General features: G+C 61.7%; 11 protein-coding genes and 1 pseudogene. 9 read left to right on the top strand and 3 right to left on the bottom strand.

Features of this window, described 5'->3' with window-relative positions; all coding sequences use genetic code 11:
• Positions 1-88 precede the first annotated feature (88 nt).
• Positions 89-271 (top strand): annotated as a pseudogene (locus tag GEV05_27545) (IS4 family transposase).
• Between the two features lie 161 nt (positions 272-432).
• Here the strand turns inward: GEV05_27545 and GEV05_27550 are convergent.
• Together GEV05_27550 and GEV05_27555 are read right to left on the bottom strand one after the other, a co-directional pair.
• Positions 433-1,221, bottom strand: a complete 789-nt coding sequence (locus tag GEV05_27550; GenBank protein MPZ47052.1) for an SDR family oxidoreductase — start codon at positions 1,219-1,221, stop codon at positions 433-435.
• Between the two features lie 18 nt (positions 1,222-1,239).
• Positions 1,240-2,037: a 1,4-dihydroxy-6-naphthoate synthase gene (locus GEV05_27555; protein ID MPZ47053.1), complete on the bottom strand. Its 798-nt coding sequence runs from the start codon at positions 2,035-2,037 to the stop codon at positions 1,240-1,242.
• Between the two features lie 78 nt (positions 2,038-2,115).
• Between GEV05_27555 and GEV05_27560 the strand changes: the two genes are divergently transcribed.
• On the top strand, positions 2,116-3,045 hold the full coding sequence (locus GEV05_27560; protein MPZ47054.1) for a hypothetical protein: 930 nt from the start codon (positions 2,116-2,118) through the stop codon (positions 3,043-3,045).
• A gap of 41 nt (positions 3,046-3,086) precedes the next feature.
• Here the strand turns inward: GEV05_27560 and GEV05_27565 are convergent, their stop codons facing one another.
• Positions 3,087-3,809 carry a helix-turn-helix domain-containing protein gene (locus tag GEV05_27565; protein ID MPZ47055.1) on the bottom strand — a complete coding sequence of 241 codons (723 nt, stop codon included), beginning with the start codon at positions 3,807-3,809 and terminating at the stop codon, positions 3,087-3,089.
• A 79-nt stretch (positions 3,810-3,888) separates the two neighbouring features.
• On the opposite strand from GEV05_27565, the gene GEV05_27570 reads away from it, so the two are divergent.
• From GEV05_27570 to GEV05_27600, 7 genes are all read left to right on the top strand, one after another.
• Complete coding sequence (locus GEV05_27570) at positions 3,889-5,376, top strand: FAD-dependent oxidoreductase (protein MPZ47056.1); 1,488 nt, start codon at positions 3,889-3,891, stop codon at positions 5,374-5,376.
• A 132-nt stretch (positions 5,377-5,508) separates the two neighbouring features.
• Positions 5,509-6,288, top strand: coding sequence for a hypothetical protein (locus GEV05_27575; GenBank protein MPZ47057.1), 780 nt, complete (start codon positions 5,509-5,511; stop codon positions 6,286-6,288).
• A 16-nt stretch (positions 6,289-6,304) separates the two neighbouring features.
• Complete coding sequence (locus tag GEV05_27580) at positions 6,305-7,267, top strand: electron transfer flavoprotein subunit alpha/FixB family protein (GenBank protein MPZ47058.1); 963 nt, start codon at positions 6,305-6,307, stop codon at positions 7,265-7,267.
• 236 nt (positions 7,268-7,503) lie between these two features.
• A complete protein-coding gene (locus tag GEV05_27585; protein ID MPZ47059.1) occupies positions 7,504-8,922 on the top strand; it encodes a hypothetical protein in 1,419 nt (472 codons plus the stop codon).
• A 72-nt stretch (positions 8,923-8,994) separates the two neighbouring features.
• A complete protein-coding gene (locus GEV05_27590) occupies positions 8,995-11,160 on the top strand; it encodes a CoA transferase (GenBank protein MPZ47060.1) in 2,166 nt (721 codons plus the stop codon).
• A complete protein-coding gene (locus GEV05_27595) occupies positions 11,147-11,497 on the top strand; it encodes a hypothetical protein (protein ID MPZ47061.1) in 351 nt (116 codons plus the stop codon). Before GEV05_27590 ends, GEV05_27595 begins: the two co-directional genes overlap by 14 nt.
• 36 nt (positions 11,498-11,533) lie before the next feature.
• The gene (locus tag GEV05_27600; protein MPZ47062.1) at positions 11,534-12,778 is read left to right on the top strand and encodes a hypothetical protein; all 1,245 of its coding nucleotides are present in this window, start codon (positions 11,534-11,536) and stop codon (positions 12,776-12,778) included.
• Positions 12,779-12,880 lie beyond the last annotated feature (102 nt).

The following is a 12,880-nucleotide window of genomic DNA, read 5'->3' on the forward strand; positions in this document are numbered from 1 at the left end:
CGAAATCGCTCGCCTGCCCGAGGGTGGAAGCGGTATCGAACTACAACTTCCGCATGCAGAGTGTGGTGGGTAGTATGTCGGACCTTCGTTCAAGTGGATCAAGCAGCATCTTCGGATCAAATCCTTCTTCGGTACCTCGGAGAATGCGGTCAAGACCCAGGTCTGGATTGCCGTGAGCGTCTACGTGCTTGTGGCCATCGTACGCAAACGCCTGAAGCTCGAGGCCTCGCTCTATGAAACGCTACAGATCCTGAGTCTCACCATGTTCGAGACAACACCGCTGCATCAACTGCTTAGGCTCGAGCCGGTGGCGCCGATCGCCACAGTTTCTACAAGTCAGTTGAATCTATTCGAAAGTTAACCGGACACTACTGGTGCCGACTATCAGCGAGACCGCGAATGAAATAGATAGTGCGTGACTTTGCGCAGTACTCAGGGCATGGCGAAGCCGCCGTTGACGCTCAAGACCTGCCCGGTGATCCATGCCGCCTGCTCGCTCGCCAGAAAACATATTGCACTCGCAACGTCTGCGGGCTCGCCGATGCGACCCGTCGGATACATCCTTAGCACCGTTGCGACGCGTCGTTGATACTTCTCGTCTCCCATTTGCTGCTTCAAGCTCGCCTCGCGCTCCTGACGCAGCTCGGTATTCGTGGCCCCAGGCGAAACGACATTCAGGGTGACACCGCTCCGACCGACCTCCTGCGCTACCGATTTCACCAAGGCGATGACACCCGCCTTTGCTGCGGCGTAGTAGGAGAGCCGTGCCTGTCCCAAACGGGCGGAATCCGAGGCGAGGCACACGACACGACCGAACTTGCGCTCGATCATCTGCGGAAGGAGGGCACGCAAGCAGATCATCGGCCCGAACAGGCATACGTCGATCATGCGGCGCCAATCCGAGGCGTCGGATTCGAGGAAAAGCTTGTCGTCGAGTATCGCAGCGCTGCTGACGAATATGTCGATCGGCGCGAGCTCCGCCCGAACCGCTTCGATCATGCGGGCAACTTCCTGCTCCGAGGTCACGTCGACCTTGACGCCGAGCGTCCGCGCCCCTGTCTCCTGCCGAAGCCGCGCGGCCGAGCTCTGTGCCACATCTCCATTGATATCGGCCAATGCTACGCTGGCGCCCGCACGTGCAAAGAGGTTGGCCGATGCATAGCCAATGCCGCGAGCGCCGCCCGTGACTAGAACCGTTCTTCCGGCGAACTGAATGTCCATCGATCGTGTCCTTCTTCGTTACATCCCGGTACGCCGGAAGCGTTTGAAGTCGGGCTTGCGCTTCTCGAGAAACGCCTGTATGCCTTCCATGTTCTCTTCGTTGCCGTAGATGGAAGCGAGGAGGCCGCTCGACGGGAAGTATGAGGGGTAGAACTCCTGATCGGATCCGGCGTTGAGCGCGAGCTTGGCGATGCGGATGCTTTGCGGGCTCTTCGTAAGGATTTCCTCGCACCATTGCGCGACGACCTGATCGAGCTCTTCGGGCGTGCAGACGCCGTTGATGAGTCCCATCTCGAGTGCCTGCTGAGCGGTGTATTGACGGCAGCCGAATACGAGCTCGCGTGCCTTGCGTTCGCCTACGTAGCGCGCCAGGAGCTGACAGGCACCCCAGATCGGAATGCTGCCGACGCGCGGCCCGGTCTGCCCGAACTTGGCAGTATCGGCTGCGAAAGACATGTCGCAGAAGAGGTGGATCTCATTGCCGCCGCCGACGCAGAAGCCGCGAATCTTCGCGATGATGGGCTTATCCATCATGCGCATGACGGATGACAGAGCGAAAAGGCGCCGCATGTGCGTGCGGCCTATGTCGGGGCTGCGCGTTGCCTGGTCGCTTACGTCACCGCCGGAGCAGAACGCCTTGTCGCCCGCCCCGGTAAGCACGACGACGCCGATGGTCGGATCGTCGGCCGCACGATGCATGGCATGGGTCAGCTCCTCGTAAGTTTGCGGACGAACGGCGTTACGCTTCTCGGGACGGTTTATGGTGATCGTCGCGACGCCGTTTCCTGACTCGTACAGAATGTCTTCGTAGCTCAAGATCTTCTCCTTTGCCTACGCGCGAACAGCAGTTCGGCTGCAGAAACGCGGCAGCTCGATAACGATGTTCGGCCGATTATGCAAGCGCGACCGATTATCGGTACGCATTTCGACCAACGAAACAGCCGCTGGTCGCATCGCACTTCGGTACGCTCGACGCCGTTTTGCTCACCGTCGGATACCGTGGGTGATGCAACTCATATTTTGGAAGACTGGAGTCGACAAATGACTTACGAAACGATAAAGGTCCGGAACGAGGGCGCAGCCGCTGTCCTCGTTCTCAATCGGCCGGAAAGGCGCAACGCGATCAGTACCCGGCTTATGGGCGAGCTGATCGAAGCTCTCGGTGCTGCCGAGCGCGATCCCGCAATCCGAGCCGTTATCGTGACCGGAGGTCCCACCTATTTTGCGGCGGGCGCAGACTTGAACGAGGCGTTGCAGGTCCAGACGGCCGCGCAGGGAATGGCCTATTTCAAGCAGTGGCACCGGTTGAACCAATGCATAGAGGAGCTCGATAAACCCGTCATCGCGGCTATAGAGGGCTTCTGCATTACGGGCGGGCTCGAGCTCGCGCTTGCCTGTGACTTGCGGGTGGCGGGCGAGGGGGCTACCTTTGCCGTCACGAGCTCGAAGATAGGGACAGTAGCGGGCGCCGGCGGTACGCAGCGCTTGCCGCGCATTGTTGGTGTATCGAATGCGCTCGAGCTGCTCTTCTCGGCCGATCCCATCGATGCGAAAGAAGCGCACCGAATCGGTCTTATCAATCGCTTGGTGAAGCAAGGCGAGGCGCTCGCCACGGCCACGGCGATGGTCAAGGTTTACGAGGAGCGCGCTCCTCTTAGTCTCGCGCTGGTCAAGCGGGCGGTTCACCGGGGCATGCAGATGGATCTCGCCTCGGCGATCGATTTCGAGACTTTTCTGGTCACGACGATTTACGGCACGGAAGACAAGCGCGAAGGAATCTCTGCCTTCCTCGAGAAGCGTACCGCTCGGTTCAAAGGTAAGTAGCAGAGCCTGAAACGGCGCGGCCCGGCTCGGATCGCGTCCGTTTATCCGCCGTAGCGCCGCGAAATATCGGCAGCGGCTTTCACGACCAACTTGACGAAGTCCTTCTCGCGGGGCTGCAATCGAACCGTCGGCCCCGCCACCGTCAGGCAATAGCGCGACTCGTCGTTCATGTCCTTGATGGGCGCCGTGATCGCCGACAGGCCGAGCACACGTTCGCCGTGTGAGACAGCAAAACCTCGCCCGCGGATCGTCGTGAGCTCGCCGACCAGTTCCGACTGTTTGCACTTCAACGTGCGCGCGGCGTACGCGAGCACCGGGGCGACCTCCTTCTTGGGCATGTACGCCATCAGCACTTTCGCGCTCGAGCCGTCGCTAAGAGGCATGTGCTCACCCGGCTTGGTGAAGCTGCGCAGCGGGGAAACATTGTCGACCACATCGATGCACACGCGCTCCCGACCGTAGACGGTGTTCAACGTCACCGTTTCCTTGGTCTGCTGCGCAAGCTCGGTAATGATCGGTCGCGAGACCTCACGAATGCTCACCGTGCTCTTCACCAGTCCTGCGAGCCGCGTAAACCGAAACGACAGGCAGTACTCTTGATTCTCGAGACGCAGCAGATAGCCGGCCCTCTCCAGGCTGTGAACGATACGGAACGCTGTCGGCTTCGGCAGTGCAATGCGCTCTGCGATTTCCTTCAACGAGAGGCTGTCACGAGTGGGCGTGAAGCTTTCGAACACTGCCAGGATACGGGTAACCGATCGCATTCGCCGGTAAACGGAGTAACGAAACGGCGGACATCTTAACGCGAAGAGGCGTTTCGAACAATGAAATGCATACTGTGTTCTGAAACGACCGGTACCATGCCTTCAAATCTCTCAGATCACGGCAGGAGGAGTCGAGTTGGTCGTTCGCGCCGAAGCAATCCCTGCAGAACATCTCGAAGTACTGGTGCTCGGCACTGGCCTGGCAGGCATGTGTGCCGCACTTTCCGCGCGCGAAGCCGGGGCGGCCGTGACGGTCATAGACAAGGCACCGGAGACCTCTCGCGGCGGCAACACCCGTTTTTCCGGCGGCGCGCTTCGCTGTCCTACTGCGGAGACGCCTCCCGAGGCGCTCATCGAGGAGCTCGACAGGATCACCAAGGGGCGCGCTAGTCCAGCGCTCGCCCGCGTGCTGTACGGCCGCGCGGAAGACGATGTGCAATGGTTGATCGGCCTTGGAGCGCCCTTGGCATCGCCCAGCGTGGAAAGACCGGATTTGCGCGGCGGAAAGATGTCCTACCACGTTCGCGGCAACGGCTACGGATTAGTCGAAAGCCTATATCCGCGATTGGCCGAACGCGGCATCGAGTGCAGGTTCGAGACAAAAGCAGTCGATTTCATCACGGACGGAGTCGGACGCGTGAGCGGGGTTCGGGCAAAGACACGCACCGGCTACGTCGACGTGCTGGCGCGCTCCGTCGTGCTCGCCACAGGAGGCTTTCAGGCAAATACCGAGATGCGGGTGCGCTATCTGGGCCGCGAAGCGTCGAGCCTCGTTGTGCGCGGCTCAAAATACAACACCGGCGATGGCATTCGTATGGCGATGGCGGTCGGGGGTCAGTCGCTGGGCGACTGGGGCGGTTTCCACTCGGCCGTGATGGATGCGAGGTCGGAGCCGGTAGAAGCCGGCGAGACGAATATAAACTCGTACCCCTACACCATCATCGTCAACCGCAACGGCGATCGCTTCGTCGACGAAGGCGAGGATTTCTTCGATACGACCTATGTGAAGTACGGCAAGGCTGTGATCGCGCAGCCAGGTTCGATCGCCTACTGCCTGTTCGATGCGAAAGTCGCGGAACAGGAGCTCGTGTATTGCTTGCATCGTGAGTTCGAGCCCGTCCACGCGAGTTCGATCGCACGCCTCGCTCAGGCCCTTGGCATACCGGGCGATCGGCTTCAGGCGACCGTCGATGCTTACAACGGATCGGTTCAGCCCGGCGAGTTCGATCCCGAGCGTCGGGACGGAAAGCGCACGCAGGGAATTGTGCCGCCCAAGTCCAACTGGGCGCTCGCTCTCGACACGGCACCGTTTTTCGCCTATCCGGTCACGGGTGGCATCACGTTCACGCTCGGCGGCCTCAAAGTAGACGACAGGGCGAGGGTGATCGACACCGAAGACCGCGCTATTCCAGGCCTGTATGCCGCAGGTGAGCTGATCGGTGGCCTGTTCTACGACAACTATCCGGGCGGTGCCTCGCTGTTGCGCTCGCTCGTGTTCGGCCGGCTCGCCGGGCGGGAATCGGCCGCGGCCTCGAAGGAAGTGCAGGCGAGCCATGCCGCGCGATGATCTGGTCGGCTTGCGCGGGACCGCGAGGAGCGTGCGTATATGGCGCCATACGCGACGGCCGTAGACCCGTCGGGCTTCCGCGAGCTTCGGTGACGCGCTAGGGCCGTTTACGAACAGCAGGCGCGGCGATTTATGCAGATCTTTGTGTGCGTCAAGCAGGCCCTCGACTGGAACGCCTCCACCAAGGACTTCCGGATCGATTCGGCCACCCACGAAGTGGCGCTCTCTTTCGCGCGTTACCGCATCGACCAGTTCGATGAAATTGCACTTGAGGTGGGATTGCGCTACCGCGAGCGTGTGGGCGGCGAGTTGAGAGCGCTCACCGTCGGAGCCGACGATGCGGACGATGTGCTGCGCCACGCATATGCGATGAAGGCCGACCATGCGAGTCTGATCGACTTCACCGGGTCGGAAGCGTCCAAGCACGAGTTGCTTGCTGCAGCGATACGTCACTACGGCGGGGGAATCGTGTTGTGCGGTCGCACGAGCTCCGTCGGCGGCAGTGGTCAAACCGGTCCTGTACTAGCCGAATTGTTGGGTGTTCCGTTCCTGTCGAACGTCATTCACATCGATGGCGAAGAGAACGCTTGGCTATGTCGGTGCGAAACGGCGAACGGCTACGAAGTGCTGAAGGTTACGGAGCCTTTTGTAGCGAGCGTCACGAACGCGGATTCCAACCTGCCTCGAGTCCCGACAATGAAGGACCTGATGCGCGCACACCGGTCGAAGTTCGAGACGATCACCGCTGACACATTGGTTCCTGCCTGCGCGGCGGCATCCCCGCAGCGAACACGCGTGCTGAAGCGGTACGTGCCGACGATGGCGAGATCGTGCCAGCGCTTAGGCGGCGAAGCGCACGAACAGGCGAGAGCGCTCGCTCAGTACATCCGAAGCGTTTCGAGCCAGGCGTAGGAAATTCGGGTCGGAGATGAAGATTCTCGTTATTGCGGCGCCCACGGATCAGCGTGGCCGCATCGATGAATTGATGAGTGCCGCATATGCCGCGGCGAACGGCACGGAATGCGAGATCGGCGTGGTCTTGACCGGCGAATCCCATGATGCCGCGAGCCTGCAGGGAGCCGATCGCATATATCGTATCGAAAACGTGCTCGGCGCCGCCTTCTACGCCGATGAGTTGGTCCGCGTTGCGGAACAGGCGTGCGCGCTCTTGTCTCCGGCGCTCGTGCTGCTGACCGGAGACGCCCTCGGGCAGCAAGTGGCGCCGCGTATCGCGATCCGCAGAAGGGCCGCTTACGTCAGCGGGTGCTGCGGCTTCGAGCGGAACGATTCCGGCGAGCTCACGTTCGTAAGACCGGTGTATGGCGGCAAAGCGCTCGAAGTGGTGGGAAGCACCGCGTCGTGCACTATTGTCAGCATCAAGGCCAAGGCGTTTCTCGCGATCGAGCGGCGCCCGACCGATGCCCAGGTGGAAACGCTGCGCCTGGTTAGGGACGAGCGCCCGACCGGGGTTACCCGCCTCCACACGGACGCACAGTCGGCGCATGGCGGCCCGAGCCTCGAGGAGGCGGCTGTCATCGTATCGGGAGGAAAAGGCCTGGGCAGCGCCGAGGGATTCGGGCTTCTACGGCGTCTTGCCGACGTGCTCGGCGGAGCAGTAGGCGCATCTCGCGCGGCTGTCGATGCGGGATGGATCGCTTCTGCCTGTCAGGTTGGCCAGACCGGCACGACAGTCGGCCCCGAGCTCTACATCGCGGTGGGCATATCCGGCGCGGTTCAACACTTGGCCGGAATCGGCGCATCCAAGCAAATCGTGGCGATCAACACGGACGAGGAGGCGCCGATTTTCGGCGTGGCCGATGTCGCCGTTGTAGGCGACTACAGCCGGATCGTGCCTGCACTGATCGCGGAGCTGACGGAGAAACGCGCGTGAGCTCGACCTGCAGCTGGATTGCCGCTTTCCGCGGAAATGACGTGGCCCGTGATGGGATTGTCGCCCCGTGAAAGCGGCAGCCCGGAATAGCTGCATGTTACTGCCGACGTGCGCGAGCCTTTTTGCGCGCAGCGACCTGTCGGGATGAGGTCTACGCTGCCCTACAGTTCCGAAGCGCCGTCTTCGAGTCAAAGCACTTCGACGGAGAGATACGTTTTCATCAACGAGAGGAACGCATGAACGAAACCAGAACGCTGGCCAACTGGGTCGCGAACCTGCGCTACGAAGACATACCCGAGAACGTTCGCGAGGTCGCGCGTCAATTCATACTCGACAACTTTGGCTGCCAGATTGCCGGCGCAACGCTGCCGTGGAGCCAGAGTTACTACGATGTGATCCGGCGCACGCGCTCGGGTACTCATTCAACCGTGGCGTACTTCGGCGACAAGCTTGCGCCGGACGACGCGGCCTTCATGAACAGCACGTTCAACCACGCGAACGAAACGGACGACACCCATCTGAAGAGCCCGACGCACCCGGGCGGCATTGCGGTTCCTGCGGCGCTTGCAATGGCCGAATACGCGAAGGCCGGCGGCAAGCAGCTCCTCGTCGCCGTGGTGGCGGCGTACGAGATTCAGATCCGAATCTCCTGGGCCTGTTCTCCGTTCCTGATCTACCGCGGGCATCACCCGCCGGTGGGCGTGGGTCCGTTCGGCGCCGCCGCGGCTTCGGCGGTGCTCATGGGCTTCGACGCGGAGAAGACGCTGAATGCGCTCGCGATCGCCGGCAGCCATTCCGCGGGCCTGATCGAATACACGAAGACGGGTGGATCCGTGAAGCGGATTCACAGCGCAATTCCCACGCAGGCCGGGGTTCGCGCGGCGCTTTTCGCGGAGGCGGGCATTACGGGACCTGCTTCGATACTAGAGGGCGAGAAAGGGTTCTGCAAGGTCTTCGCGGGCGAGTACGACCTGAACCGCCTCACCGAGGGCCTGGGTACGCTCTACCATACGCTCGATAACGCGCTCAAGCCGTATTCCTGCTGCCATCTGATTCACGCCGCATTCGACGCACTGGACCTCGTTCGGGACGAACAGCCGCTCACGCCGGAGCAGGTCAAAGGGATCAAGGTCTACACGAACAGCGAGCCGATCCTGAGCCATATCGGATCGATCATCGAGCCCGAGGACATCCTCGGTGCTCAGTTCAGCCTTCCATTTTCGCTGGCGATGCGCCTGCATCACGGCGGGCGCGGTGTCAACGGCGGCAACGGGTTCTGGGACTACCCCAAGGTCGATCTCAAAGACCCGAAGCTTCTCGAGACCGCGCGCAAAGTCAAATGCGTGGTAGCGAACAACAACGAATGGGAGCGCGTGGACAAGGGCGCGGGAATCGAGATTGAGACCACCGACGGTCGCAGCATCAAGCAGATCGTGCCGTTCTCCAAGGGCTTGCCCGAAAACCCATTGAGCAAGGTCGAGGTGCAGGAGAAATTTCACTCGCTGGTCGATCCGGTGCTTCCGAACGACCGCCCCGGCACGATTGTCGAGGCCGTCGACACGATACAGAACATCGCCAACATCGACGATCTCGTCCAGTTGCTGGTCGTGCCTCCGACCAAGCGTCTGACGTCGATTGCCGGAGGGAAGCGGTAGCCTCGTCGAACGCCGCGGGGAGTGCAGTCTTCCATACGCTCTCCGCTGCGGGTTCTCGAACCTGCGATCGATATGTCCGCCGTCGCGAAAGCATCGGTAACTGCGCTCGATGAAGTGCTCGTGCTCGAGATCGGTGCGCGCATCGGCGTCGGTGCGTGCGGCTCATTGCTAGCGCAGCTCGGTGCGGATGTCGTGCTCGTAGAGCCAGCACAGTCCCTTTCGCAGTGGAAGTGGCGTAGCAGGTCTGTCGTCGCTGCCGGCAAGCGCAGCGTGCGTGCGCGAGGCGCCGATGACGACGTGCTGCGCCAATTGCTCGAGCGCGCGGACGTCGTGCTGGTTTCAAGCGATGTAAGCGCGCCTTCCGAATGGTCACGCAGCGACTGTCAGGTCGTCTGCGACCTGACGGCCTTTGGAAACTCGGGTCCCCTTAGAGGCCGCGCTTACACGGACGCTCTCATCCAGGCGCTCTCCGGCATCGCTGACACTACCGGCGACCCGTCGGGACCGCCCACGCTCGTCGGCCTTCCGATCCTGGAGTTCTCCGCGGGGATCTATGCGGCGGTCTCGGTTCTCGCCGCGCTTCGCGTTCGCGCGCGCTCGGGTTTGGGGCAGGACATCGATATTGCGCTGTACGATTGCGCCATCAGCATGCTCGCTACGTTTCTTCCGTTTCCCGTCAGCGGAAAAAGCGTTACGCGCGCAGGCAATAAGCATTCACTCGCGTCGCCGTGGAATGCCTATCGTGCGTCAGACGGCTGGGTACTGGTCTGCACCGCGACGGACAGCCAGTGGGCACGCCTTTGCGAGGCCATCGGCCGTCCCGAGCTCGCGCGGGAGGATGGCTTTAGCAGCAATGCGCAGCGGGTTGCCAACGCCGGTCGAGTGGATTCGGAAGTCGAGCGCTGGACGCGAGAGCGCAGTGTCAGCGAATGTATCGAGCGCCTCGGCGCGACCGGAATCGCCTGCGGTCCGATCTTGACGGTGCCGCAGCTTGCAACGCACGACAATCTGCTTCATCGCGGCATGATCGCCGAGGTGCACGACGCGGCATCCGGCGCGCAGCTGCTATTGCCGGGTTCCCCGTTGAAGGCATCGATTACCCCGGGACGTACGCCGAGCCTGATACCCGTTCCCGACGGCGACAGAGAAGAATTAGCCGCGGTGAAGGGCTCCGCGCCCGTGTCTACCGGCCGCCTCGATCCTGCACGGAATTGCGACAGCGCTTACGCCGGCTTGCGGGTCGTGGAGATCGGGCAGTACACGACCGCGCCTTTGGTGGCGAGGCAACTTGCCGCATTGGGAGCCGAAGTCGTCAAGCTGGAGCCCCCGGGGGGCGAGGGCTCGCGCAAATGGCCGCCTCTTCAGGGCGACCAGGGCTATTTCTTCGCCTTCAGTAACAGCGACAAGCGCTCTGTGGTGCTGGACTTGCGAACCGATGGCGACAAGCAGCGGTTCCGGAAGCTGCTGCAGACCGCGGATGTGCTGGTCGAGAACCTCAAGCCGGGCGCGCTGGCGCGGCTCGGCTTCGATGCGAAGGAGCTGAGTCGAATCAATCCCCGACTCGTCTACTGCGCCATCTCGGGTTTCGGTCTTGACTCGACGTACCCCGGCCGCCCCGCATTCGATACGGTGGTACAGGCGATGTGCGGATTCATGGATCTCACTCGCACCAGCGGAACGCCGATGAAAGCCGGAATATCGGCGGCAGACATCATGGGCGGAGAGCTCGCCTTGTTGGCGATCGTCGCGGCGCTGGGTTACCGAGACCGCTCCGGTGTCGGTCAAGCGATCGACATTTCGATGCAGGATGCGGCCGTCTGGGCAACGCAACTCGCCTGGGGAACGAGCGAGGCAGGATCGAAGGCTTTGTTGGTGGCGTGCACGGATGGCCATCTCGCCATCGACGGCATGGATGAACGGCTGACCGATTGGCTCAGTGCGAACGATCTCGATCCGCAGCGCGCGCACACAGCAGTTACCAAAGACGCTCTGGCCGCGCGTGCTGCTGCAGACGGTTTCATTACCGCGCCCGTAAACAGCGTCAACGACCTACTGAATGAACCGCAATTGATTGCTCGTGATCTCGTGCTGTATTCGCTGGCCGACGACGGCCTGCGATGGCCTCTGCTGAACTCGCCTCTTCGCTTGTCGCGTACGCCGCCGCGCGTGCGTCGCCCGATCGGTCGGCTCGGAGAGGGCAACGAAGAGATCTTCTCGGAGCTCGCTGGCACACGGTGATCCGAGGGGTTCCGAACGCGCGGTCGATCTTGTCGAATCGCCATTAGCGGTCAAGCACGACACGTCGCAGACCGCACCAACGAGGAGAGGGTACCCGGACTTCGAAATCAGCGGTTGGTATGGAGTCGCAGTGCCTGCCAATACGCCGAAAGAGATCGTAAGCAGGCTGAACAAGGTCCTTGGCTACGCATTGAGCGCAGCCGATGTCAAAGAGCGTTTGATGACTCAGGGTCTGGAGGCAACGGGCAGCAGTCCTGAGGAAATGACGGCTTTCGCGAAATCCGAATTCGACCGCTGGGCCAAGGTGGTGAAAGCATCAGGCATAAAGGCCGATTGAGACCGCGCGAAGGTGGCACATGCAAGGAATGAGCTCATGAACGAAACTCTCGTTCTGGCCGAGTACGTTGCACGGACTCGGTTCGACGATCTTCCCGCGGAAATCACCGAACGTGCGAAGCAATTGCTGTTGGACCATGTCGGAGTGGCGCTTCTCAGCTCCCGCACCGAATGGGGTCGTATCGCCTTGAAGTACGCGCAGGAGTTTTCTGCCGTCGGCGAATGTACCGTCTACGGCCAAAGCTGGAAGAGCAGCGCGCAACACGCTGCTCTCGCGAACGGACTCTGTGCCCGCGGTTACGAGCTCGACGACAGCTATGAAGGCGGTTTTTGCCATCCAGGCGCCCCCACCATCCCCGCTGCGTTGGCAGCCGTGGAGAAGAGGCGGGGAAGCGGACGGGATCTGCTCGTAAGCATGGCTATGGGCTACGAGGTGATGGGCCGGATCAGCCGAGCGCTCGGCCGCGAGCTGAACAAGATCCATCACGCGACGGGACAGGTCGGTGTCTTCGGCGCCACCGCTGCAGCGGCAAAGGCGATGGACCTGGGTGCCGAGCAGATCACCAACGCGCTCGGCTTGGCCGGCAGCATGGCTTCGGGTCTGATGGAGTTCACCGAGGATCCGAAAGGCACGATGGTCAAACGGCTCTATGGCGGCTGGCCGGCTCAGAGTGGCGTGACCGCCGCATGGCTTGCCGGTGCCGGCTACACCGGACCCGCGAGCATCGTGGAGGGTAGATTCGGCTTCCTGCGAAGCATCTCTTCCGACTTTCAGCTGGCGTCCGTCACCGCCGGTTTGGGAGAGGACTACCAAGTGATGCATACGGTATTCAAACCTTATGCGAGTTGCAGGGCGTTTCACCCGATGGTGGAAGGCATCGTCGAGCTGCGCGAAGCGCATGGCCTCACCGTTGAGAATCTGGAGCGGCTCGACGTCGGTGTGCGTGAAAGCATCATGCGCCAGCAGGTCGTCTATCGGCTGGAATCCATGATGGCGGCGCAGTACAGCATGCCGTTCACGGCAGCCCTCACTCTGTACCGCGATCTCGCTGACCCTGACTGCTACGAGGACGATATCGTGTCCGATCCCGCGGTCTTGGCCACTGCCCGTAGGATTCATGCGAATCTCGATCCGGAGATCGACGCTTTTCCTCGCTATGCAGCGCGCATCAAGGCGCAATTTAAGGACGGCCGCACCATCACTGTGGTCGCATACGACCATCGGGGCACCGAGCAGAAGCCCTTCTCGAATGCAGATGTAGTCGCCAAGTTTCCTGATTAGCGACATTCTTCAGCGGGCTCACTTGGTGAGCCAGTGGGATGCGCATGATGTGGTTCACCGACAAGACGAGGTGAACCATGGCGATGAACCGGGTGCAGTTTC

It is taken from the genome of Betaproteobacteria bacterium (assembly GCA_009377585.1).
Lineage (GTDB): Bacteria > Pseudomonadota > Gammaproteobacteria > Burkholderiales > WYBJ01 > WYBJ01.